The organism is Scytonema sp. NUACC21, from assembly GCF_054684315.1.
Window position 1 is genome coordinate 1 of sequence record NZ_BAAFZH010000092.1, and the last position, 24,667, is coordinate 24,667.

A 24,667-nucleotide genomic window follows, 5' to 3' on the forward strand; every position below is an offset into this window, starting at 1 on the left:
CAAGTGTATATTGTTGAGGAATTGATGAATTAGCAAGTGTCATAACTACATATTCCCTTGTTTTATACCTATTTCCACTTTAGCAAAACTCTAAGACTTACTATCTGGCATTGTGCAGGCGTTGGATTCCCTTTTCCCCGACAATAACCAGGGCAAACGCATCTAAATTTGATGTCCCGCACTCAAATGTATTCTGGATGAGTCACAAAGGTGATGATTAGAACTTGACAGTAGTGCAACTATGTGTATCAATAGGACTACCTTTTTGAGCGAGGCTGTTGCTGCCACTTCGCGATCGCCAACTTCAAAACAGTCATTCATGGGCGATCGCACTTTTACCTTTGGATGCTTCAAACGAGAAAAGTCGTGCGATCGCATTAATATAGTACTAGAGAAGTTTGGGCGGTGGCGATCTCACCTGATAATCAACAAGTCATTTCCGGTTCAGCGGATCGGACTCTCAAAGTTTGGGATTTGCAATCTGGTAAAATCTTGAAGCTGATGGAGGGCTAGTCGCCTGTGCGATTGCACCTGATGGAATGACAATTGCAGCGGGTGAGGAATCAGGGCGTATGCATTTTCTGCGATTGGAAGGTTGGGATAAATTAGAGGAGCGATCGCCACTGCTCCAATCCAGATAAAGCGAGATTGACAAGCGGGTTGTTTGCAATTATCCCTTTGAATAGAATATTATTGAAAACCAAAGCTGCTCGTTTAGCATTTCAGGTTACACATACAATTGCAAAAAATGTATCTGTCCTGATATGTCTCCAGCGACAACCGTTTTCCCATCTGGAGTAACAGCACAACAAAATAAAGTACCATCTGCTACAAAACTAGTCATTTCTTGTCCACTCGTCAAATCCCAAACTCTAAGAGTTTTGTCATAAGAAACAGAGATTGCTCTTTGTCCGTCAGGAGTCACTACTACTTTGTTGATAGAGTCAGTATGACCAGTTAGGGTATTCAGTTCTTTACCAGTTGCTACATCCCATACTTTGAGTGATTTATCGACCGATCCAGAAATGAGCCGCTTTCCATTTGGTGTGACAGCAATGGTTGTCGTTGAGTATTCATGACCTTTGAGAGTTACCAGTTCTTCTCCTGTGTCTAAATTCCAGACTTTGATATTTCCACCAGATGACGAGGAAATGACTTGCTTCCCATTTGGAGCGATCGCAACAATTATTCCCGAACTCCTGTGATTTCTCAAAGTAAATACTTCTTTTTTCATTGTTAAATTCCAGATTTTAATAGTTGTATCATGAGAACCGGAAATAACTTGCTGACCATCTGGCGTGACAGCAAGGTTCCATATGTCACCAGTATGACCTGTGAGGGTAAATTCTTCTTCTCTGGCTTCCAAATTCCAGACTTTGATGTTACAGTCAGATGAACCAGAAATCAGCTGCTTTCCATCTGGTGTAATGGCAAGAGTCCAAATCTGACTTGTATGACCTCTGAGTATAAATTCCTCTTCTCTAGTTTCTAAATTCCAAACTTTGATGGTACGGTCAGATGAACCAGAAATCAGCTTTTTTCCGTCTGGTGTAATAGCAATACTATTTATCCGTGCCTTATGACCTCTTAGAGGAGAAGCAAGGGTTTCTTTTTCTAATTTCCATACTTTTAAAGTATTATCCGAGGAACCAGAAACAATCTGTTTTCCATCTGGGGTAACAACAAGTGCTGCCACAGGATTTTCATAACTTCTAAGCAAGAAACGTTCTTCTGTTTTCAGATTCCAAACTTTAATAGTATTGTCAGAGCAACCAGAAATTACTTGCTCTCCATCTGGTGTCATAGCAAGTGAAATCCCAGAAAAGTTTTCTCCTGTAAGTGTTAATACATTTTCTCCAGTTTCCAAATTCCAAAATCTGAGGCTTTTATCATAAGAACTGGAAATCACTTGCTGACCATCTGGTGTAACGACCAATGCAGTCACTTTATCTTTATGACCTTTGATAGTCAAAATTTCTTTTCCAGTTTTTAAATTCCAAACTTTAATAGTTGAATCATAAGAACCAGAAATCAACTTATGTCCGTTCTCAGCAATGGCGAGACTACTTATGCTTTCAGTATGACCTTTGAGAGTCAACAGTTCTTCTACAGTTTCTAAATTCCAAACTTTAATAATTGAATCATAAGAACCGGAAATTACCTGTTTTCCATTAGGAGTCATGGTAACTGCTTCTACCGAAGATTTATGACCTTTGGCAGGAATAAAAAAAACTTCTTGATTGGTTTCCAAACTTAAGAATTTGATAACATCCGATGAAGCAGAAATAATATATTTTCCATCTGGAGTGACAGCAATTTTTTCAATCGGGGAATTATAATTTCCAAAAGAGGATAGCTCTTCTCCCGTTTCTAAATTGTAGACTTTTACAGAATAATCTGCTGCACCTGAAATAAAATATTTTCCATCAGGAGTTATAGCAATTGTTTGTATCGGAGTATCTTGAAATTTAAGAGTGAATAATTGTTTTCTTGTTTCTAAGTTCCAAACTTTAATAGTTGTGTCATAGGAACCAGAGATAACTTTCTTCCCATCTGGCGTGATGAGCACTGTAGATATCCAATCTTTATGATTTCTAAGAGTAAATAGTTCTTTTCCTGTTTCCAGACTCCAAGCTTTCAAATAATGAAGATTTAGAGTATAGTTAGATATACCTGAAATAACTAGCTTTCCATCTGGACTGACAGCAATTGTACTTATATCTTGCACGTCATTTTGTCTATCTATAAGGACAAATTGTTCTTCTCCTGTTTCTAAATTCCAAACTTTGATGTTTTTTTCATAAGACCCGTTTATGAACTCATAAGAGCCAGAAATAAGTTTTTTTCCATCGGGAGTGATAGTAAGTGTATTCAATGGATAGTTAGAATTTTTGAAAGTCGATTTTTCTTCTCCAGTATGCAAATCCCAGACTTTTAGAGTTCTATTTAATAAACTAGCAACTACTGTTTTTCCATTAGGAGTAAAAGCAAAATATCCAACTTGAAAATCAGGACTTTTGACAGAAAATATTTCCTGACCTGTTTCCAAACTCCACACTTTTATTGTTGTATCAGAAAAACTAGAAACGAGGTATTTCCCATTGGGAGAAATATCAATAGTTCCTACTCTATCCTTATGACTACAAAAAGTAAATAATTCTGCTTGATTTTGCAAATCCCAAACTTTTATTCTTCCATCATTTGCTTTAAAAATTGCTTGTTTATTTTTAGTATTAAAAGCAACTGTTTGAACCGATCCATTATAATCATCGGCTGCAAAAGTTAATTTTTCTTCTCCAGTTTCTACGCTCCACACTCTGATAGTTTGGTCAGACGAGCCGGAAATAACTTGCTTTCCATCTGGAGTAACGGTCACTGTATTGACTTTATTTTTATGCCCTTTGAGAGTAAATATAGCGTCTCCAGTTTCTAAATTCCAAATTTTAAGTGTATTATCAGATGAACCAGAAATAATATTTTGTCCATTAGAAGTTATTGTTACTGCATTGATTGAATCTTGATGTCCAGTTAATACTTTTATTGAACTTCTTTCAGGAGGTGTTAAGCAACAAGCAAGAGGACATAACCAAGGTAATGATGCTTCATTTTTTGCTTGTTTTAATAATTTTTCAATAATAGAAAAATTAAAACATAGCAAACGTCCCAATAACTGACTGGCTAAATGTTTTTTATCCTGATTTAAAATATGTGTTGATAATTGCAACGCATCTTGAACTAATTTCAGGCTTTTTCCTGTTTCTCGGGACAGTAAATTATTAGTGTTGATAGCTAAATCATAATCAGTAATAAGCGGTTGCACACTCAAGATGAAGATTTTGTACTGAAGAAAATCAAACTCAGTCAACAATTCACACAATTCATCAGCCATATCTGCTGCTGTCAAATGATATGGCAAATTTAAAACATAATTCGCATCTTCAGGTGATAAGTTATCAAACTCACTCATGGCAACTATTCTTCCTGATTTAATTGAGCTATTGAACCTCACTCATTCGGCGTCCCTTGCGCGTCTCCTTTGGAGACGCCGTTATCGCAAAATAGACGAGGCAGGCAGCGCGTTGTGGTGAACCAGAGACAGCAGGCGAAGAGAATTTACTTTTAAGTGTTTACTGGAACTTATTTGTGTCTGCACAAGTCATAAATTTTGCGGAATGTAAGGGAAATTGTCAAATAGTCTGAGGTTTTACGGTTTAATTTAGAAAAAAATATATACTCTGGATTTCGTTAGAAGTTTTTTGATGTATTTAATATACACCTAAAATTAGTGACTTGACTAAAATACGATGTAATTAGCCCTAAAGAGTTAAATTCTATTCTCGACCGCGTTACCAAGCACCAGCAAACTAAAACCTTTTAAATTCACTAGACTTACTAAATAGGAAGCTCATATCATGAATACGCCAGTTCCTTATCTAGAGATTGCCCAGAATTATGCTGATGGAGTGCGTGTATTGTTTGCTCCATCAGGCAAATCGACTGGCGAACGGGGAGCACGTGGTTCGACTTCTCCTCAAGATTTAGCTGAGCAAGCCGAGAATTTATCACCAGTGTCGGTGGCGCTAACCCAAGCTTTGGCGGTTCAGCGAGCGGATGCTGACCCTAGCGTGCGCTTTGAAGCATCCCTCAGGCTACTGGCTAAAGCCTTAACTGATTTGGAAATTAGTGCCTATCTGCTAGAAGCAGCTAGAGACGAAGAAGAGGGAATTTTGAGGTTGCAAGCCAATTTAACAGAACGAAGCTCCGTAAACCTGACAAAGATTGAAGAAAATCTTCAAGTTTTACTTGGTATAGTTGAAGTTAGGTTGCGCTTTGCAGAACGAGGGGAGACAAAGCCAAGGGATATTCCTACCGCTCGTACAGATTTATCAAACACGATCGCCGATACCTTAGGTAGCATTTTAGAACGAGCAAGTGAAACTGGTGAATTAGCCCTAAGCAGGGTTATGGGTTTGGGTGTTGCTGAACTCGCTCAAGCAGTCGGTTTTATAGGCATGGATATTGCTAAGGTATTAGGGCAAGGGGACAACGTGACTCGTTTATACAATGTTGTCCGCGATTTCTTCAATAGAGCTTATGAATCTCTGCTAGAACTCCTGGGACAGCAATTAGCACAAACGTCTTCCCAACAAGTGCTTGAGTGGATACAGGAATTGAAAGAAGGTACACGTTTAAATACGATATTGGAAAAATTTTACCAAACAGAACAAACCAATCGGGAACTCACGAATTTTGTGTCAACCTCCCAAGCTGATTTAGAGCAATTCATTCAAGCCATTCAAGGCGTAAATGGTTTGGATACATCTTATAGGAAACAAATTAGTTGGGTTGAAAAAATACTGCAAGCTTTCAGGTGGTTTGGGACACTTTCAACAGCAGTGTTGCCTCAAGGTGAACTGCTCATAGCATCCTTATGTATTATTTTAGGAACATATGTTATATTATTAGGCGCAGATTACGTAGATTCACCAAAAATATCTGCTTTGGATTGCGTACCGGGCGTGCGTCGTGTTGTAGAAACTAACATGGCTACCGCATGAGGGGGAAATAACAGGTGGTAATTACTAAATACTGTGATTTTGTACTGGCTGTTGATAACGTTAAGAGCGATCGCTCGCAATTCTCAGTCAGGGTTTGGGAATCCCCCGCAGGTGAAAGCCATGCTGCCGAATTTGTGTCACTTCCAACAAGCTTGCAGCGAAACTTGCGCCAACTGGAGAACCGTACTTCTGATATCAGAGACATTATTGTCTTAGGAGAACAATTAGCTGATTGTCTACTCCCGACACAGGCGCGAAACCTATTTATCAACAGCCGAAATAAATTGCGAGCAGATGAAGGGTTGCGCCTACGTCTGATGTTGGAGCCAAGTCTGGCGAGCATTCCTTGGGAGTACCTCTACATTCAGGAATTGGCTGACAAAAGAGACAACACGGGTTTCTGTGCGCTGAATCCAAAAATTTCCATCGTGCGCCATGAACCTCTTCCTGTTGCAGTCAACATTGACACGACAACCAAAACTCGTCGCTTGTTAGTAGCCCTGGCTAGTCCCCAAGATGATGAACCCCTCGATGTCACTAAAGAACGCGCAAATATTGAGAGTGCTTTAAAAGATATCCCTGGAATTCAGCCGGAATTTGTAGAAGGAACTACAGTTGAACTTTTGAACGAAAAATTGATTGCAGGATCTGACATATTTCACTTTGCCGGTCATGGCAAGTTTAAACAATCAGTGTTAGACACTAATGGGGGATACATCGTCCTGCAGGGAAAAGATGGCAAATCTACTCTTATGTCAGCCGAACAACTGGCTATAAATTTGCGCCAACGGGGAGTGCAATTGGTATTTTTGGGCGCTTGTGAAACGGGAAGGCGTGACGAGCAAAATGTTTGGAGTGGTGTGGTAACGGCGCTGATGGGAGCAGGAATTCCAGCTGCTGTGGCAATGCAATACAAAATTTGGGACGAAAGCGCGATCGCATTCAGTCAAAGTTTTTACAAAGCACTAGCTGCAGGGCTTCCCTTGGATCAAGCAGTTTCATTAGCTCGGATAGCGGTTTTTAACCTGTGTGATTTGCTCAAAGAGGAGCCGCAGCGACAATTCTTCTGGCGAGATTGGGGAGTACCCGTGCTGTACTGTCGAACCAAAGAAAATTTTGTCCTCCCGGCGATTCAGGATGAAAAACAGCGACAAGACGTACTTAATGAAGTTATAAATGTCCAAAAAAATCCCCAAGTGCTTCAGGTAGGTAAGTACAACATTAATATGGATAAAGCTGAAGGTATAGCTATTGGTGATGGCGCACAAATAATCAACAGAGAAATGAGAGGCAGTTGAATATCTAGCATAAATTAAAAGCATTGAAAAATCGCGATCGCCATGAGTGAGGTTAATAATCTTTTGCCAGAAGATAGCGAATATGTCTTAAATTTGCCCTATCACCTAGCTGAGGGAGGTATGGCAGATGAGCTTCGCGAATTACTGATTGAGTTTAATTTTATTGAGTATAAGATTTCGGCTCAATCACCACAACCACTAATTGAAGATTACGAGTTCGCTTTCCGACCAAATATCGAGATTCCTACAAACATAAAGAATAGTTTGAGGCTAATTCAAAGTGCGATTCAGATGTCAGCAAATGTTTTGGAGCAGGACAAAGCACTACTTTCAAGTCAATTAATTGGGCGTTTGCTGTCTTTTGATATGCCAGATATTCAAGCAATGCTGTTGCAAGCAAAGCAAGAGAAAAATGGTTCTTGGCTATGTCCCTCGACGTCAAGCCTGATGTCTCCAGGAGGACCTTTGCTGAGAACAATTACGGGACATACAGGTAGTGTGTTAGCCGTTGTAGTAACCCCAGACGGCAAACGAATAATTTCTGGTGCTGTTAGTAACCCTATCATAATTTGGGATTTGGCAACAGGAAGAGAGTTAAATAGATTGAAACTTAGTTCTAAGTCAACAATAAACAATGCTGAAAATGCTTTTCTAAGTTTGGCAATTACCCCAGATGGGAAACGATTAATTTCTGGCAGTAACAACGGAGATATCAATATTTGGGATTTAGAAACTGGCGAGCAACTAAATACCCTTATAGGGCATAGTGAAGCTGTTAATGCTGTATTAATAACACCAGATGGTCAACGAGTTATTTCTGGTTCAACAGACAGGAAACTTAACATTTGGGAGCTAGAAACTGGTAAGAAATTAAAGACTTTTACAGAACAGAAGTCTGCAGTTCTGGCGTTGGCATTAACACCGGATGGTAAGTATTTAGTTTCCGGCTTAATAGACAGCACTATAAAAATTTGGGATTTAGAATTAGGTAAGAAACTATTCACTTTAAGAGGTCATTCAAAGGCTGTACAAGCTTTAGTAATAACACCAGATGGAAAACGCATTATTTCAGGGTCATTTGATAATAGTCTAAAAGTTTGGGATATCAAAACCGGACAGGAGCTAAATACACTAGGAAGCCATACTTCCGCTGTCATTGCGGTAGCAGTAACTCCAGATGGTAGACATTTAATATCTGGTTCGTATGACAACACTCTTAAAATATGGGACTTGGAACTTAGCAGAGAGGTCAATACTTTGATAGGTCATAGCTCTTGGGTTAGAGCTATAGCAGTGACTCCAGATGGCAAACAGATTATTTCTGGCTCATTAGATATGAGGCTGAAAATCTGGAAATTGGAAACTGACAAACATCTTCTTCCCACCATAGGTCATACTCAGTCAGTACTAACTCTTGCAGCAATACCAGGAAGTAACAAAGTTATCTCTGGCTCTAGGGATAGCACACTCAAAATATGGGACTTAGAATCAGGTAAGGAATACTCTACTCTTAGTAGTCACGTGAGTGCGGTCAACACTGTGGTAGTTACCCCCAATGGTACACAAGTTATTTCTGGAGCAAACGATTGCACTCTCAAGATTTGGGATCTCAAAACAAACCGAGAAATTTTAACTTTGAAGGGGCATACTGGAGCGGTAAATGCTGTGACAGTTACCCCAGATGGTCAACAGGTCATTTCTGGCTCAAGTGACCAGACCATTAAAGTTTGGAGTTTAGAAACAGGCGAAGAACTACAGGTGCTTAGAGGTCACACTGGTGCTATCAATACTATTGTAACAACCTCAGATGGTAAAAGACTTATTTCTGCTTCAGGGGACACAACAGTTAGGGTATGGGATTTAAACGAAGGAAGAGAACTATTTACTTTTGTTGATAAAGATTTGTTAAGCTCTCTTGAGACATTTTATTTAAGACAAGATTTCATTGCTCAAGATTCTATCGTTAGACAAGATTATATGCAATTTGTGGAGTCACTTAGGAGTGAAAATTACAACCAAAAATCATCCAGCAGCCATTGGTACACTGTTACGAGCTTAGCTTTTATTCCAAATCGTAATTGGGTAATATCTGGTTCTCCCGACGAAACCATTAAAGTTTGGAATCTAGCAACGAGAGAGAAACTTTTTACACTGCTGGGTCACAGCAACTCTGTTAAGGGCTTGGCAGTGACTCCAGATGGACAACACCTAGTTTCTGCTTCAGATGATAATTATCTCAATGTCTGGGATTTAGAAAATCAGAAAGTTATTGCTTGTTTCAGAGGTGATGATATGTTAAATTGCTGTACTGTTGTGTCTGATGGAACAACGATTATTGCTGGTGAACGTTCAGGACAGGTGCATTTTCTTCGGTTAAAAAATCATGACCAATTACCTCTCAGACAAATTATGGTTCAAAGTTTCAAATCTAGATGAGGCGAGAGGGTAGAAGTGGAATTGGGTCAAAAAGCAAATCTCGTGAAACTGAAGCGATGGTTGAAAAATCTAGCTGAAATTGCACCAGATATTCAAGAACCGAACGTTGCCATTTTAGAACGTCCTCATCCTGACATTGCTGAACCAGTGCGTCTACTTGCTGCTGATGCGCGAAAAGTCAACTAGGTAATGAATAAAGCTGCCAAAAAAGAGCCAAAAAAGGAGTGAGAAAGGAAGAAGGATCGCAGTGAGTGAGTTTGATAATAAGTCAGCTAAATATGAGGAATATGAATATGTGTTGCATTAGCCTTATCATCTAGCTATGGCTGGTATGGCTAATGATTTGTGCGAATTATTAACAGAATTCGAGTTTATTGAACATAAGGTTTTTGCTTCACGACCACAGCCACTTATTGAGGATTATGACTTGGCTTTGCAACCACTTGCAGATAATATTGGTTGGGTGAGATCGATTGCTGTGACGCTGGATGGACAATACGCGATTGGTGCTGTAGCCAACCAATTTATTATCAAGATTTGGGATTTAGAGAACAAAACGGCATTGCCTTACCTCAAAGGTCATTCGGGTTCAATTCAAGTAGTAGCGATCGCCCCAAACACCAGCCTTGGATAAAAAATAACGAAAAACTGGTATAGCATTAGGATAGGCAAGTGAGTTTGGAAAACGATGAGTTCTCAAGAGCTAAGCGAGATTCTCGATCGCATTGTAGAAGGTAAGCAGAATGAAGCAGATATCACAGATCTGCGTCAGGTGTTAAAGGCGGCTATGACTTTAGGCGGTTCTCCAGAGGAGAAGCAACACCAACATCAAATTGTCCTCCAATTTGGTAAGTATAACGTCAATATCGTTGAAGGGAAAGAACTTCGCATTGGCGATCGCATCTTACCACCACTAAATGATGAGACAATAAATTTACTAACTCGCGCCCTTCCTCCCCTCAACCAATTCAAGTTACTGATTGAAGACAAGACTAAATGGTTCGTTGGGCGTCAGTATGTCTTTGATGCCATTCAATCTTTTATCAACAACAACCCCAAAGGCTACTTCACTATCATCGGCGATCCCGGTCAGGGAAAAAGCGCCATATTAGCTAAATATGTGCAGGATACCGGGTGTGTTGCTCACTTTAACGTGCAACTACAGGGAATTAACCGAACTGACCAGTTTTTGGATAGTGTCTGTAGGCAACTACTTATCCGGTACGATCTTCCTTACGATCCCTTACCTCCAAGAGCTACTCAAGATGGAGAGTTTCTCAGCCAACTCTTAGAAGAGGTTGTCCGCAAAGCAGATCGTAAACCTATTGTGATTGCGGTAGATGCTCTGGATGAAGTTGACACAGCTAGCTACCGAGATGCAAATATTCTCTATTTACCGCCTCAATTACCAGAGGGCATATATTTCATCTTGACTCGGCGGCGAGTAGATGTACCTCTCACAGTCTATGTCCCTACCCAAGCGCTTAGCTTACTTGATGAACAATATCAGGCGGACAGTGAGCGAGACGTGCGGACATACATTCAAAATCGCATTGATGACAGTAATACTTTACGACAGAGGATTGAAGAGCGAAGGGAATCTGTTACAGATTTCATGAATAAGATTGCTGAAAAAAGTGAAAAGAACTTTATGTATTTGCGTTACATTCTACAAGACATTGAAAGTGGATTGTACGTAGATGTAAGTCTTGAGCGTTTTCCTCAAGGTCTACAAGGATACTATGAATTTCACTGGCGACGGATGGGAATGATGGATAAGCCATTGCCTACGGAGAAAATCAAGATTGTTTATATTCTGGCAGAAGTGCGTCAGCCGGTTTCAGTCAAGAAAATTTGTGATTTTTCAAGTGAAGATGGCTCTAAGGTTGAGGAAGTCATAAAAGAATGGAAGCAATTCCTGCACGATTTGCGGAAAAATGAGCATATACGCTACAGCGTTTATCACTCCAGTTTTCGTGACTTCTTGCATCGCCGAGACATTTTAGCATCACACCCAGTCACGCTTCAAGATGTTCATCGCCGCATTGCTAACGATCAGTTGAGTTTTTGGGAGAAATTTAAAGCCTCAAGGAAGTTAAGTCGCCATGAGTGAGTTTGCAGGTTCGTCATCTGAAAATTGTCCCTTTAAAAATGAGCGAACGTACAGTAATATGGAACCTATATACCTCTTTGAAAGGGTATCTTAGAAAATTTGTAGCGCGAGGATTACTTTTTGAAGAAGTACTATCTTACCCCTGCAACTTTGCCAGATTGGAGTACCTACTTCTCCCAAGTGGCTGTAGTTGAAAAGAATGGTATCAAAATGATTTACCTGGCTGGACAAGTTGGAGTTGACAATCAAAAGAATCTAGTTGGCAACGGTAAATTACGAGACCAAGTGGAACAAACATTTAGGAATCTTCAAACCGCGTTAGAAAGTGTTGAGGCGACAATTGCAGATATTGTTAAAATGAATATTTATGTGGTGAATTATCAGCCTGAAGATGCAGAGATAATTGGTGAGGTGCTACAGCAATACTTCAGTATGGGTCAACTTCCAGCAATGTCTTTGATTGGCGTACAAGCCCTTGCTGAGGAGAGATTTCTCGTAGAAGTCGATGCTGAAGCTGTGGTAGGCGGCGATGGATAGATGTAGGAAGTTTTAAATATGTTATGTAGAGGCAGCAGGCTAATACCATTAGACATCTCCGAAAACTCTTAAAGCTTCTTCCTGATTAACTTTTAACAAGTTAAATTTAGCTATACGGTTCAGTTAAGGTTAATGTGTAAAAAATCACATATGTAAAGACGCGCCATGTTTAGTCTCTACGTTGTGTTACCGATCGGGATTTTGGTGTTATCTGAAACCGTATTAGATTCTAAGGATGATTTAGTTTGGCTATGACTGTAAAAAAATAATAAGCTTTAACTTAACGACACTGAAATAACTTGACACGCATCTATCATCGGTTATACTTTATCTAGTTTATGAAGATTATTCCTTGATAGTCTTCAACAAAATGAAAACTACGCTCCTCTTGAGTAAGTAGGTGGGTGAAAATCAACAGAACTATATTACAAAATGTAAATACCCTGAAAAGCCTTACTAATGACGAATGACTCAGGACGACCATTCTCAGTTAACTTTTTTCATACAGATCTACTTATCATATTCGCCGACTAGCAAGCATATATTCTTAAACTAAACAGATAAAATTGCTTTTGCAAGTATCTAAATTTATCCACGCACTTTGCGGAATGTATATGCTTTTGCTGTACTGCAGATATCGGCTCATGGTTTAGTAGAAATATCAGCAGCATCAAAATTCTTTTTACTGTTGCTGCATCAAGTAAATGTTAGTAGAGTACAAATTTTTTGGAATCTTTACTAAGTCTTCATTTGAGTTGGGTATATTTCCCAGATGGTTGTAAGAGTTTGCTTTTTAACAGACAGACAGTTTGTCAGTTAAAAAGTATAATTTAAGTGATTACTCCCTTCCCGCCAGAAGATTACCTATAAAAAACCGCCAAGACGCCAAGAACACCAAGGTTTAAGACTAGTAATTTTAGACTGGAAAGGGAGTAAGACATCAACTTAAAGCCGGGTAATTCCCTAATAACTGTACCTAAAATACAGTGAATAGTTGCATATTTTATTCAACAAATACAGAATCAAGTAATGAATACGATCGCCAAGCTTTTGCTATTTACTACATTTACTATTTTCATAGTTATCTGTGGCTTTACTTTCAGTCAAAACATAGGATATGCAGAAAATTTAACTACAAATCCCCCAATAAATGCTCAAAAGTTAGAGCAACAATTAGATATTTCTCTAAGTCCTAACATTCCTGCTGATGTCACTATTACTAAAGGTGCTAATACATTAGAAATACTACAGCATGATTTTGATGTTTTTTCTTGGCAATCATTTATAGCACTAAACTGGCCAGCACTACCGAATGGCTCACCTAATATTGATGAAATAATTGGTATTGGAGGCGATCGCACTACTGTCTGGGAAAATTATAAAGAAGCTTATACAATTTTTCCTTCTGATGGTCAAAAACCAGCATCTTGGGAAACAGAACCAGTTATTCCCTTAGCTTGTCAGAGTCAAGCTACAAATGGTGAACCCGTGTTCCGAATGATGCAGAAAGTAACGGATGAAGTTTTAGATGCTAGTAACCAGGCATTTAAAAGTGGTCCACTAATCGATCGACAAGGTCAGTATGTACGTTACGCGATTCACGCTAACAAAGAAACATTTGACTACATTCAAACTAACAACTTATATAACAAAGTTGGTCAAGAAAATTTTACTTTTCAAGTTGACTTTCCTAGCGGTAATAATAACACACAAGAAATTGGTAGCATTATTCTCAAATCAGCTTGGAAAATTTTAAGCCCTAACGATGAACCCAAAAGATTCCACACAATTAATGCTTTAGTATACACTCCTGCTTCCACAGTTCCGGAAGTAGAAGAAACTTGTCAACGCAAAACATTAGGTTTGGTAGGTTTTCACATCAGCCATAAAACTAAATCAAGCCCACAATGGATTTGGTCTACCTTTGAACACGTAGATAATTTAGAAGTTCCTTCTGGTAGTGGTTTAAAACCATTATTTTATAATCCCGACTATAAAGCGCCTGTAAATGTACCACCTCCTAAACCTTGGAATCCAAATTTACCTGCGCCTCCTACACAAGTAAAAAGAATAATTCCCATTGACGAAGCAACAAAAGCACTAAATCATCAATGGCAAGAAAAACTGAAAAATATTAATCCTGATTCAGTTTGGCAGTATTACGAATTAATTAGTACACAATGGCCCACAGCTCGCAAAGCTTCACTAACTGGTAATCCTGCACCTCAATTTTTAGCTAATTCAACCTTGGAAACTTATAATCAAGGTCGAGTGCCAAATGTTTCCTCAAGCTGCATACAATGTCACCTCAATGCTACCACCACTAATGGGAAATTTTCTGATTTTACTTATCTCCTAGAAAGAGCAAAATAATCATTATTATGAGTGACGATTTACAATTAAAAAACTTTGTAGAACTCTCGGGAATTTTGACTGGATATAGTGCTACTCATTTAATGCCAGTTATAGACCCCATAGGTATAGCAAAAGTCTATTGGGAGTTTTTACAAACACAAACTGAAGTCAGTCAAGATTTAATTAATCAACTGCTAAAGATTTTTGAAGATATCAAAGCTCAACCAGGAATTAAATATGAAGAAAAAGTCAAAGCTGTAAAGGAAAAAATCCTGGATGATTCTGCACTTCTTCCAGTAGCTAGAAGAATAATTAGACTTTGGTATTTGTCAACTTGGTATACCAGTGAACCTCCCAAAGAATTGGGACAAGTTGTTTCTATGAATGCCTATATCAAAGGATTAGCTTGGGAAGCAATACAGGCTCACCCAATGGGTTATAGCGAACTCACATTTGGATATTGGGCAGAAAAACCCAAACAAACTACTGATTAAAAACCTTTTTTAAATGGAGTGTGATATGACCGAGCAGAATAATTATGATGTTGTCATTGTAGGAGCGGGTATTGCTGGTGCATTAGCAGCTTATAAACTTGCTCAAGCTAAAAAGAAAGTATTAATTATTGAAGCTGGTGTAGCAGTTCCTCCTAGTCGAGAAGATTATGTGGAAAGATTTTATTTAGCAGCAGCCAAAACGCCTGAATCTCCTTATCCAAATAATGATAATTCTCCCCGTCCAACTGTTTTAGAAATCAATAATTCATCTGCTCCAAATAAGAGTTATTTTATTCAAAATGGACCTTTACCTTTTAGTAGCACTAATGAAAGATTAGGTGGTGGTACTACATGGCACTGGTTGGGAACTTGTTTACGTCTTCTGCCTAATGACTTTAGAGTTAAAACTTTGTATGGTCATGGGGTTGATTGGCCGATTACATATGCAGATTTAGAGCCTTGGTATTGTGAAGCAGAACATGAAATCGGTGTTGCCGCTGATGTGAAAGACCAAAAATATTTGGGTCTAACTTTTAGCAAAGATTATCCTATGCCCGGTATTCCTCAATCTTATTTAGATCGGCAAATTAGTCAGGGAATTGGGGATATGGAAATGTATCATCAGCCAGTCAAAGTTGTTCCTACTCCCCAGGCTCGTAATTCTCGACCATTTGATGAGCGCCGCGTTTGTAGTGGAAATACCAGCTGTATCCCTATTTGCCCCATTCAAGCTAAATATGATGCTACTATTCACATTGCTAAAGCACAGAATTTAGGAGCAGAAGTTTGGTATCAAACAGTAGCTTATCAAGTTGATGTTAATACAGAAACAGGGCATATATCTGGCATTCAATACAAACAATATGAAACTCAAGATGGTCCAGTCACAAATCAAGGCACGGTGACAGCCAAAGTTTATATTCTAGCCGCCCATGCGATTGAAACAGCTAAATTATTATTAAACTCTACCTCCTCTAAATTTCCTACCGGTGTAGCAAACCGCAGCGATCAAGTGGGTAGGAACTTAATGGATCACCCAGTACAACTGAGTTGGGGACTTATGCCTCAACCTGTATATCCCTTCCGAGGACCTTTGTCTACTTCTGGGATTGAAAGCTTGCGGGATGGCTCTTTCCGCAGTCACAGAGCAGCTTTTCGCATGGAAATAGGTAATGAAGGCTGGAATTGGGCTGCGGGCGATCCTCATGACACTATTAATAGACTCATTACTGAGGGGGAAACAGGTAAAATTTTAAACAGTTCAATTAGAGAATTGATTATTAGACAAATTCGGTTTGGTTCACTTGTAGAACAGTTACCCCAAAGCACAAATCGCATTATCCCTTCTAAAAAGTATGTCGATCGCTTGGGCATTCCCCGTCCTGAGATTTACTATGATTTGTGCAATTACACTAAAGCTGGATACGCAGAAGCGCGGAAAGCCGCCCAAGCAATCTTTGCTAAACTAGGGGCTAGCGATCGCACACAAGTAAACGAAACCTCTCCAGGATTATTCTACTTTGAAGACCAGCCCTATGTTCTCAATGGCGCTGGTCATATCATGGGGACATATCGCATGGGTAACGATCCTGATTCCTCGGTAGTAAATGCTGATTTGCGTTCTCATGACCATCCTAATTTATTTATGCTGGGTAGTGGGGTCTTTCCTACTGTCGGAACCTCCAACCCAACAATCACAATCGCTGCTTTGACTCTGAAAACAGCTGCCACAATTGTTAAACAACTGAATGGTGTTGTTGTGTAAATTAACCCTCTTTTAAGAAACAGACATGTTTCTTCACATTCATTGGGAATGCGACTGCCGCTATGCAGAGCGCGAAGCTATCGCCTGCGTTAGGCTCTCTTGTCATTCCTAACTCACTACAAACAACTACTAAAAGCTCTCCTAACAAAACTCAAGTCTTTGTATAAACCCCTCCTATTTTTCTTCAAACCGCGTAAAATGCAATCGCCCAGATGCCTCTCCTGCAACAATTGTTACTCCATCAGGTGCAACAGCACAGCAGAACATAGCATCCTGGCTTTTATGAAGGATTAGTTGAGGCTTTGCCAAGTCTGGAAGGTCACTTTTGCTCTCCGGGCTGTCGTGGTGGTTTTTTAATGCGCGTGCGAGAAGGTACCATGATGGGTCATGTTATCGAACATGTGGCCCTAGAGTTGCAAGATTTGGCTGGAATGCACGTAGGCTTTGGGCGTACCCGTGAAACGATGTCCACACCTGGAGTATACCAGGTAGTGTTCGAGTATCTAAATGAGGAAGCGGGACGCTATGCTGGCAGGGCAGCGGTGCGGTTATGCCAAAGTATTGTTGATAGGGGTCGTTATCCAAAAGCGGAATTAGAGCAAGACCTACAAGACCTGAAAGACCTATGGCGTGATGCAGCATTAGGACCTTCTACAGAAGCTCTCGTTAAAGAAGCAGAAAGAAGAGGCATTCCCTGGATGCAATTAGGCGCACGCTTTTTGATTCAGCTAGGCTATGGCGTGAATCAGAAGCGAATGCAAGCAACAATGACAGATAATACCAGCATCTTGGGAGTAGAACTCGCCTGCGATAAAGAAGCTACCAAACGTATTCTTGCTAGTTCGGGAGTCCCAGTTCCTCGGGGTACAGTCATTAACTTCTTAGATGATTTAGAAGAAGCCATAGAATACGTCGGCGGCTATCCCATCGTCATCAAACCTTTAGATGGCAATCACGGACGCGGTATTAGCATTAACATTACTTCTTGGGAAGAAGCTGAAGCCGCATACGATTCTGCCAGACAAATTTCCCGAGCAATTATTGTTGAGCGATTTTACACCGGACGCGACCATCGAGTTTTGGTGGTCAATGGTAAAGTCGTAGCAGTCGCAGAACGCGTTCCAGCTCACGTAGTGGGCAATGGCAAATCCACTATTTTTGAATTGATTGAGGAAACTAACAAAGACCCAAATCGCGGGGACGGGCATGATAACGTCCTCACCAAAATTGAACTAGACCGTTCCAGTTATCAGTTACTGGAAAAACAAGGTTATACTCTCAACACTATCCCAGGCAAAGGTGATATTTGCTACTTAAGGGCAACAGCCAACTTAAGTACAGGAGGTATTGCTGTAGACCGGACTGATGAAATTCATCCAGAAAACGTCTGGTTGGCACAAAGGATAGTAAAAATAATCGGTTTGGATGTTGCGGGAATTGATATTGTTACACAAGATATCAGCCGTCCCTTGCGAGAAGTCGATGGTGTGATTGTAGAAGTCAACGCCGCTCCCGGCTTCCGGATGCACGTCGCTCCCAGCCAAGGTACCCCCCGTAATGTTGCAGGAGCAGTGATGGATATGCTGTTCCCCAACGATAAATCCACTCGTATTCCCGTCCTGTCGGTAACGGGTACCAATGGGAAAACCACAACCACCCGTCTGTTAGCACATATCTTTAAACAAACAGGTAAAGTTATTGGCTATACAACAACAGATGGAACCTATATCGGGGATTACTTAGTAGAGGCAGGCGATAACACAGGTCCTCAAAGCGCCCAACTGATCCTTAGTGACCCAACAGTAGAAGTGGCAGTCTTAGAAACTGCTCGCGGTGGTATCCTGAGGTCAGGGCTGGCTTTTGAATCAGCTAATGTAGGTATTGTGTTAAATGTTGCTGCTGACCACTTAGGAATAGGTGATATCGATACCCTCGATCAGTTGGCACATCTAAAGAGTATAGTTGCCGAAGCAGTATACCCAGATGGTTACAGCGTACTTAATGCAGATGACCCAAGAGTCGCTGAAATGGCAGAGAGAACAAAAGCCAATGTTGCTTTCTTTACCATGAACCCGGATTCGGAGTTGGTCAAAAAGCACATCCAAAAGGGAGGAGTTGCCGCTGTTTATGAAAATGGCTATCTTTCTATATTGAAAGGCGATTGGACACATCGAATTGAACGGGCGGAAAATATCCCGCTCACAATGGGTGGACGTGCGCCATTTATGATAGCTAATGCTTTAGCAGCAACCCTAGCAGCATTTGTTCAAAATGTCTCCATAGAACAAATTCGCGCAGGCTTAAATTCATTTCGTGCTTCGGTGAGCCAAACACCAGGGCGGATGAATTTATTTAATTTAGGCAATTACCACGCTTTGATAGACTACGCTCATAACCCAGCAAGTTACGAAGCATTGGGTGCTTTTGTCCGCAACTGGACTTCTGGCGAACGGATTGGGGTTGTTGGCGGACCAGGCGATCGCCGTGATGAGGACTTTGTGATGTTGGGCAAACTCGCAGCGAACATTTTCAACAATATTATCGTCAAAGAAGATGATGATACGCGGGGACGCCAACGGGGTTCAGCTGCTGATTTAATCGTTCGAGGGATTAAGGAAGTTAACCCCAATTGTCAGTACGAAGTCATTCTGAGTGAAACAGAAGCAATTAACAAAGCGTTGGACACTGCTCCTGACAACAGTTTGGTCGTGATTTTGCCAGAAATTGTCAGCCGTGCCATCAGGTTAATTAGGTCACGCGGAGTTGTGAAAGAGGAGGTACCCCAACAAAATTCCGCTTCGTCCACGGTTGATTCCCAAGTCGGCGTATCATCTTCCGTGGTGAATACACTATTGTGAGAGCTGTAGAGACGCGCCAAAGCGCGTCTGTACACAAATTTTCATTCCTCACTCCTCGGTTTTCATTTGTCACTCCTATCTTGCTCCAAATCGTTGTCTTCACTCGGCTTGTTCAGTTCTTCCTTAAAACCTCGCAGAGTTTTTCCTATTGCGCTTCCTAACTCTGGAATTTTTTTCGGTCCAAAAATAACAATGGCAACCAGACCGATAATTGCGACTTCTGGCCATCCCAATCCAAACATAATCCTCTCCTGTAAAAATTCGTATTGATAAGTAAAGCTTTAACCTAACTTAAATTGTGTCATATTTACGAGAGAACCCTGACATAATTTCTTAGGAATAAGTTTCGGTTGTCTTAGAAAAATTACTCCTTTTCTTGTACGATCTCCAAACCCAACCATTCACTCAATTCATGGGCTAACCATTGAACTTCTGCTTCAGAGCTGATACTGCCACCAAGACCGCAAACCTGATACTTCTGTGTTCCTGCCCAAACGATCAATTGGGGTGGAATGTCAATCCTGGCATTCAGAAAGTCTGTCTTGGTATGTTTTGGAATGTACACGAGTTTAGTAATATCCTGTCTTGCTGTTGAACGGGTACGAGGAAATTTCAAGCCTAATATCTCCCAAGTTAAAGCAATTTTCTGGCGGTTGAGTTGCAGTCTAATACTCAAAAACAAAGCAAACAGAACTGTGTTTCCCATTAAAAAGCTGGCACCCCAGAAAGGAAGCGATACCAAAGCTAGGAGAAGATTTGCTGGAAAAGGTATTGCAAGAACTCCAAGTGTCCACAAAAGGATAAACGAGTTCCAACCAATTGCAAATAAGCTTGATAATCCAAATAAGGGATGAAATCCCACTGGCGGGATAAAGAGTTTTAGAGCGTTTCCATCTTTTGTTAATTTAATTTTACTTGTTAAGGGTTGTTTAATACTCAAAGGAGCAAAATCTCTTTCCAAGACTTTCATTGCTTCTCTTGCTGAGGAAAAACGACGCTCTAAACTTGGCTCAACCATTAACCTCAGCCAATAAGTAAAAGAAAGGCTCAAATTGGTCAAATGCTCAAACTGTATCCGCAAATCTTTCTGGGGTAAATTAGCAGGATGGCTTCCAGTCACTAAATAAATGAGAGTCGCACCCAAACTATAAAGGTCGGAAGCAGGAACTGTTCGTCCGCTAAATTGCTCTGGAGGCATATAGCCATAGGTTCCCACAATAGTCATTGTTCCACCTTCAGTGGCAGCTACATTCTGTACCGAACCAAAATCTACAAGGTAAACTTGCCCTGCACTATTGCCAGACCTATCTCCTAACAATATATTACTTGGCTTAATATCGCGGTGGATGACTGGGGGATTTTGTTGGTGCAAATTGATTAAGATTGTTAAAACAGCTTTTGCTATTTCTTTGACTTCTTCCTCCGTAAAAGTACGCCCCACCTTTAGGTACTGCTCTAAAGTTTGTGCTGGTATATAAGTTTGTACTAAAGCAAATCCTTTTTGCTCCGCAGAATTGACTTCAAAATAATCTAAGTAGCGAGGAATACAAGGATGTGACAGCGACTTTAGCGTCTCGGCTTCACGCTCAAATAGCTTGAGATCATCCCATTCAAAATCATTGCTGAAAGAAAGTAGCTTAATGACGACGAGATCTTGGGTTTGCAAATCGCGAGCAAGTAGGGTTTTTCGCCCTGCTTTCTTTCCCAACTGCTGCTGTACTTCATAGCGATCGCTCAATATATCAAGCATATACAGGTCTGTTAATTTTTCATCAAGATTTTTTAATGGACGGGCATTGCCTATCCTCGCTTCAGGAGCAAACCCAAATGAATTCAAGGGCAAAGGATTTCATTTCTGTTACAGCCAAGAACTTATTGTTTGCTTAATTTCTTCAGGTTATCTTTAAAAAATAAGTAATATTACGAAAAGTGACGATTTATATGCTTTTATAATATTTAGGGTAAGAACAAGGTAAAAAATAAAGAAAATATTAAATCTTCACCATTGCCTTATCCGCTCTAGATTTTAAGTCAAAAGATTTGCATCACTTTGTTAGAGAGAAGTGACACGCACTTGGAGTGGTAATAAAATGCATATATTTCCGCGATCGCACCAAGATCGACAACCCCGTATAACAATGGAGCCTAAGGAACGATTGAATGTACCACCGCTTTCTTTTTTTGAAGACCCAAGTGTTAACAGTACACACATGGTAAAACAGTGCAGTTGGGACGAGTTTGGTGAAAATGAGCAAAACCAGCAACGCATTGCCATTTTTATTGATGGCGCAAACTTGTTTTACGCCGCAATGCAACTCAATCTTGAAATTGACTACACCAAACTGCTGCGTTTTTTAACCAAGGGGCGTCAACTGCTCCGTGCTTACTTTTATACTGGTGTTGATTATACCAACGAAAAACAGCAAGGCTTTCTACTCTGGATGAGTCGTAATGGCTATCGTGTGGTCAAAAAAGAGCTAGCTCAGCTTCCCAATGGTGCTAAGAAAGCGAATCTAGATGTTGAGATTGCTGTGGATATGATAACTTTGGCAAAATATTGCAATACTTTGGTTCTCCTCAGTGGAGATGGAGACCTTGCTTATGCAGTTAATGCTGTTGCTTATCGAGGAGTCCAGATTGAAGTCGTTGGGTTAGGTTCAATGACGAGCGAATCTCTGATTAGCGTTGCTGATTGTTATACTGACTTGGAAGTCATTAAACAGGACATTCAAAAAACAAAACTTAACAATACCCGTTAAGCAGTCAATCACTGGGAGTTTACTCTTGAGTGAGCAATCCCTGACTGCTAAACCCAGTTTTCAAGCTAAATTTCTTTGGTAGAGTTACAGTCACAAGAGTTCCTTGTCCTAACTGACTTTCTACAATAATGTTACCACCGTGCAATTCTATGCACGCTTTAGTTATAGCTAATCCCAAACCCGTGCCTGGGATTGTGTTCGTATTAGTCCCTCGCCAAAAAGGCTGAAACAAGTTTTTTTGTTCTTCTATTGGTATACCAATTCCCTCGTCTTTCACAGAAAAAATGACTGTTGAATCTTGCCCAACTAAGTGAAACTCTATCTTGCCTCCTTCTGGCGAGTACCTAATAGCATTAGATAGTAAACTTACAAAGATTTGCTTTAAGAGTGCCCCATCACCCCAGAAATTTTGAAAATTACCACTCATTTGAAAAAGCAACTCGTGACACGCGCTAACTTTGCCTCGCTGTTCTTCTACCAATTCAGAAAAAAAGTAGGGCAAACTTACGGGTTGCGGTGTAAACTTTGCCTGACTTAGCTCAAATTTTTGAAACAGAAGCAAGTCATCTACTAACTGAGACATATAACGAGCTTTCTGTTCAATAGTTTGCAAAAACTTTTGTTGTCTGGATTCACTAAGTTTATCACCGTAATGCTTTAAGGTTGATGCAGCAGCCAGGATAGAAGCTAGGGGGGTTCGATATTCGTAAGAAACTGTGGTGATGATTTGGGATTTAAAGGCGTTGAGTTTTTTTTCATTTAAAATGGCTGCTTGAGCCTGAGCTAGCAGTTCAGCCTGTTCGATAGCTGCTGCCAAATGTACGGTTAATTCATTTAAAATGTTGATTTCTGTAAATTGCCACGGTCGTTTGTCCAAACACTGATGGGCAACTAACAAACCCCAAAGTTGGGAATTCGGCTTTTCATAGCTTTTTAAAGTTATGGGAACCACCAAATTTGTCGGACTATCTCTTTTCTGAGAACAATCAGCTGTTTTTTTGTTACTTAAGTGTTGTTCTCTGGCTCGATTTTTAGGTTGGAGTAACTCTCGATCTCCAGCCCCGAAGCGATCGCTTTGAGTCTCTAACAAGTTAGGACATCTCGTATTTGAGCCCGCTTCACAAACCTTAGATATAACTTTTTGACTTCCTTGGCACTCTTCTTCAAGTAGGTGCCACAAGCAAGGGGTTTGCGTGCATAATTCAATCAATTTGTTAACTTCATTGCTATCTACATTTGGAACACATTGATAAACGGCAACGCGATCGCAGTTCAAAAGCTGCTGTACTTCTGCCACAGATGTTGTCAAAATCTCCTCTAGATTTAAGGACTGACGAATTCGCAAAGCTGTTGTGGCAACGAGGCGCTGGCGTTCCCGTGTTTTATTCAATTGAGTTTGTGACTCAGAGCGCTTAATGACATTACTAACTGCCGATCTGAGTGCATCTGGTTGTAGACGTTGCTTAACCAGGTAATCTTGAGCACCCCTTTTTATAGCCTGTACGGCAACCTCTTCATCGCCACGCCCCGTTAGCATAATTACAGAGGCAGCTATTTCCACTTTCTGTTGCTTCAACTCATCTAATATTTCCAGCCCACTCATATCAGGCAAGCAAAAATCAAGCAGAATGACATCCCACGACATTTCGTGGTATAATGTCAATCCCTCCCGTGCAGAATCCGCCTCTAAAATTTCGTATGACTCTTGAGGGTCTTTCAAAAGGTAACGTCGGTATATTCTCCGGTCTTCTGCACAATCATCAATGATGAGTAGCTTTCTTGGGTCCGGCATAAGTAATGAGGTAAAGGGGATTTTTTTGTACTCCCTCACTTAATTGTCTCAGACTATTACACCCATATTATAAAACCCAAGAAAGATATAAAGAAATTATTAAAATTTAACAAGCTGTTTTGTAAGTCGGGCTAAAGCTGTTTGTCGTTTTTTGTCGATTATTGACTAGAAATCAGCTACCTAGTAGATAGCTCACCTCAGTCAAAGGTTTGGGGGAGTGTTCGCATCCAGCCAATAATCGACAAATGCTTGAATTGTCTTTTGCAAATTTTGAAAATCCATTGGTTTAATCAAATAACCATTAGCACCCTTCTGGTAACACAATTCAATATCCATAGGATTAGAAGACGTAGTAAAAACAACGATAGGGATTTCCCTCAAACTCCGATCCTGCTTGAGACGCTGCAACAGGTCACGACCATCAATTCCCGGTAAATTCAGGTCAAGTAGAATAACAGAAGGTCGTGGTGCTATCTTGGGATCTTGATAATCTCCCTCTTGATACAAGAAATCTAAAACCTCGTCTCCATTGGTACAGCGATAAATTGGATTCTGGACAGCCAAGCGTTTCATGAGGCGTTGCAACATCTTAAAGTCCTCGTTGCTGTCCTCAACAACAAGTAGAGGTTCATTAAGTTTTGTTGTCGTCATTATTTTTTTTCAACAGGCGTAATATAATAGAAGGTTTTTATAGAAAAATTT

17 protein-coding genes and 1 pseudogene are annotated in these 24,667 nt (G+C 40.3%); 13 read left to right on the plus strand and 5 right to left on the minus strand.

Features of this window, described 5'->3' with window-relative positions; translation table 11 throughout:
* The first annotated feature begins 405 nt into the window (after positions 1-405).
* A complete protein-coding gene (locus ACYRY3_RS25185) occupies positions 406-513 on the plus strand; it encodes a hypothetical protein (protein ID WP_460204373.1) in 108 nt (35 codons plus the stop codon).
* Positions 514-727: 214 nt separating this feature from the next.
* Here ACYRY3_RS25185 and ACYRY3_RS25190 read toward each other — a convergent pair whose 3' ends face one another.
* Positions 728-3,967 carry a hypothetical protein gene (locus ACYRY3_RS25190; protein ID WP_460204374.1) on the minus strand — a complete coding sequence of 1,080 codons (3,240 nt, stop codon included), beginning with the start codon at positions 3,965-3,967 and terminating at the stop codon, positions 728-730.
* 445 nt (positions 3,968-4,412) lie between these two features.
* Between ACYRY3_RS25190 and ACYRY3_RS25195 the strand changes: the two genes are divergently transcribed.
* From ACYRY3_RS25195 to cphA, 11 genes and pseudogenes are all read left to right on the plus strand, one after another.
* A complete protein-coding gene (locus ACYRY3_RS25195) occupies positions 4,413-5,558 on the plus strand; it encodes a hypothetical protein (protein WP_460204375.1) in 1,146 nt (381 codons plus the stop codon).
* A gap of 14 nt (positions 5,559-5,572) precedes the next feature.
* Positions 5,573-6,856 carry a CHAT domain-containing protein gene (locus ACYRY3_RS25200; protein WP_460204376.1) on the plus strand — a complete coding sequence of 428 codons (1,284 nt, stop codon included), beginning with the start codon at positions 5,573-5,575 and terminating at the stop codon, positions 6,854-6,856.
* Positions 6,857-6,898: 42 nt separating this feature from the next.
* Positions 6,899-9,292 carry a hypothetical protein gene (locus ACYRY3_RS25205; RefSeq protein ID WP_460204377.1) on the plus strand — a complete coding sequence of 798 codons (2,394 nt, stop codon included), beginning with the start codon at positions 6,899-6,901 and terminating at the stop codon, positions 9,290-9,292.
* Positions 9,293-9,307: 15 nt separating this feature from the next.
* Positions 9,308-9,478 carry a hypothetical protein gene (locus tag ACYRY3_RS25210; RefSeq protein ID WP_460204378.1) on the plus strand — a complete coding sequence of 57 codons (171 nt, stop codon included), beginning with the start codon at positions 9,308-9,310 and terminating at the stop codon, positions 9,476-9,478.
* 136 nt (positions 9,479-9,614) lie between these two features.
* Positions 9,615-9,926: a WD40 repeat domain-containing protein gene (locus ACYRY3_RS25215; protein WP_460204379.1), complete on the plus strand. Its 312-nt coding sequence runs from the start codon at positions 9,615-9,617 to the stop codon at positions 9,924-9,926.
* Positions 9,927-9,980: 54 nt separating this feature from the next.
* Positions 9,981-11,405 carry a P-loop domain-containing protein gene (locus ACYRY3_RS25220; RefSeq protein ID WP_460204380.1) on the plus strand — a complete coding sequence of 475 codons (1,425 nt, stop codon included), beginning with the start codon at positions 9,981-9,983 and terminating at the stop codon, positions 11,403-11,405.
* A gap of 120 nt (positions 11,406-11,525) precedes the next feature.
* A complete protein-coding gene (locus ACYRY3_RS25225; RefSeq protein WP_460204381.1) occupies positions 11,526-11,942 on the plus strand; it encodes a RidA family protein in 417 nt (138 codons plus the stop codon).
* Positions 11,943-12,971: 1,029 nt separating this feature from the next.
* Positions 12,972-14,315 (plus strand): hypothetical protein, encoded by a 1,344-nt coding sequence (locus ACYRY3_RS25230; protein WP_460204382.1) that lies wholly within the window; start codon positions 12,972-12,974, stop codon positions 14,313-14,315.
* 8 nt (positions 14,316-14,323) lie between these two features.
* On the plus strand, positions 14,324-14,791 hold the full coding sequence (locus ACYRY3_RS25235) for a hypothetical protein (RefSeq protein WP_460204383.1): 468 nt from the start codon (positions 14,324-14,326) through the stop codon (positions 14,789-14,791).
* 25 nt (positions 14,792-14,816) lie between these two features.
* Positions 14,817-16,556 (plus strand): GMC family oxidoreductase, encoded by a 1,740-nt coding sequence (locus ACYRY3_RS25240; RefSeq protein ID WP_460204384.1) that lies wholly within the window; start codon positions 14,817-14,819, stop codon positions 16,554-16,556.
* A 272-nt stretch (positions 16,557-16,828) separates the two neighbouring features.
* Positions 16,829-19,414: pseudogene (gene cphA, locus ACYRY3_RS25245) on the plus strand (cyanophycin synthetase); the annotation flags it as partial.
* Positions 19,415-19,476: 62 nt separating this feature from the next.
* Here cphA and tatA read toward each other — a convergent pair.
* Together tatA and ACYRY3_RS25255 are read right to left on the minus strand one after the other, a co-directional pair.
* The gene (gene tatA / locus ACYRY3_RS25250; RefSeq protein ID WP_460204385.1) at positions 19,477-19,656 is read right to left on the minus strand and encodes a twin-arginine translocase TatA/TatE family subunit; all 180 of its coding nucleotides are present in this window, start codon (positions 19,654-19,656) and stop codon (positions 19,477-19,479) included.
* 122 nt (positions 19,657-19,778) lie between these two features.
* Positions 19,779-21,164 carry a serine/threonine protein kinase gene (locus ACYRY3_RS25255; protein WP_460204500.1) on the minus strand — a complete coding sequence of 462 codons (1,386 nt, stop codon included), beginning with the start codon at positions 21,162-21,164 and terminating at the stop codon, positions 19,779-19,781.
* Between the two features lie 460 nt (positions 21,165-21,624).
* Between ACYRY3_RS25255 and ACYRY3_RS25260 the strand changes: the two genes are divergently transcribed.
* Complete coding sequence (locus tag ACYRY3_RS25260) at positions 21,625-22,173, plus strand: LabA-like NYN domain-containing protein (RefSeq protein ID WP_460204501.1); 549 nt, start codon at positions 21,625-21,627, stop codon at positions 22,171-22,173.
* Positions 22,174-22,192: 19 nt separating this feature from the next.
* On the opposite strand, the gene ACYRY3_RS25265 is transcribed toward ACYRY3_RS25260, so the two are convergent.
* Together ACYRY3_RS25265 and ACYRY3_RS25270 are read right to left on the minus strand one after the other, a co-directional pair.
* Positions 22,193-23,965 (minus strand): GAF domain-containing sensor histidine kinase, encoded by a 1,773-nt coding sequence (locus ACYRY3_RS25265; protein ID WP_460204386.1) that lies wholly within the window; start codon positions 23,963-23,965, stop codon positions 22,193-22,195.
* A 201-nt stretch (positions 23,966-24,166) separates the two neighbouring features.
* Positions 24,167-24,616 carry a response regulator gene (locus ACYRY3_RS25270; RefSeq protein ID WP_460204387.1) on the minus strand — a complete coding sequence of 150 codons (450 nt, stop codon included), beginning with the start codon at positions 24,614-24,616 and terminating at the stop codon, positions 24,167-24,169.
* Positions 24,617-24,667 lie beyond the last annotated feature (51 nt).

Coding starts and splice junctions, on each gene's coding strand:
- ACYRY3_RS25190 (WP_460204374.1), bottom strand. CDS start 3,967: ATGAGTGAGTTTGATAACTTATCACCTGAAGATGCGAATTATGTTTTA.
- ACYRY3_RS25195 (WP_460204375.1), top strand. CDS start 4,413: ATGAATACGCCAGTTCCTTATCTAGAGATTGCCCAGAATTATGCTGAT.
- ACYRY3_RS25205 (WP_460204377.1), top strand. CDS start 6,899: ATGAGTGAGGTTAATAATCTTTTGCCAGAAGATAGCGAATATGTCTTA.
- ACYRY3_RS25215 (WP_460204379.1), top strand. CDS start 9,615: ATGGCTGGTATGGCTAATGATTTGTGCGAATTATTAACAGAATTCGAG.
- ACYRY3_RS25220 (WP_460204380.1), top strand. CDS start 9,981: ATGAGTTCTCAAGAGCTAAGCGAGATTCTCGATCGCATTGTAGAAGGT.
- ACYRY3_RS25230 (WP_460204382.1), top strand. CDS start 12,972: ATGAATACGATCGCCAAGCTTTTGCTATTTACTACATTTACTATTTTC.
- ACYRY3_RS25235 (WP_460204383.1), top strand. CDS start 14,324: ATGAGTGACGATTTACAATTAAAAAACTTTGTAGAACTCTCGGGAATT.
- ACYRY3_RS25240 (WP_460204384.1), top strand. CDS start 14,817: ATGACCGAGCAGAATAATTATGATGTTGTCATTGTAGGAGCGGGTATT.
- tatA (WP_460204385.1), bottom strand. CDS start 19,656: ATGTTTGGATTGGGATGGCCAGAAGTCGCAATTATCGGTCTGGTTGCC.
- ACYRY3_RS25255 (WP_460204500.1), bottom strand. CDS start 21,164: ATGCTTGATATATTGAGCGATCGCTATGAAGTACAGCAGCAGTTGGGA.
- ACYRY3_RS25260 (WP_460204501.1), top strand. CDS start 21,625: ATGGTAAAACAGTGCAGTTGGGACGAGTTTGGTGAAAATGAGCAAAAC.
- ACYRY3_RS25265 (WP_460204386.1), bottom strand. CDS start 23,965: ATGCCGGACCCAAGAAAGCTACTCATCATTGATGATTGTGCAGAAGAC.
- ACYRY3_RS25270 (WP_460204387.1), bottom strand. CDS start 24,616: ATGACGACAACAAAACTTAATGAACCTCTACTTGTTGTTGAGGACAGC.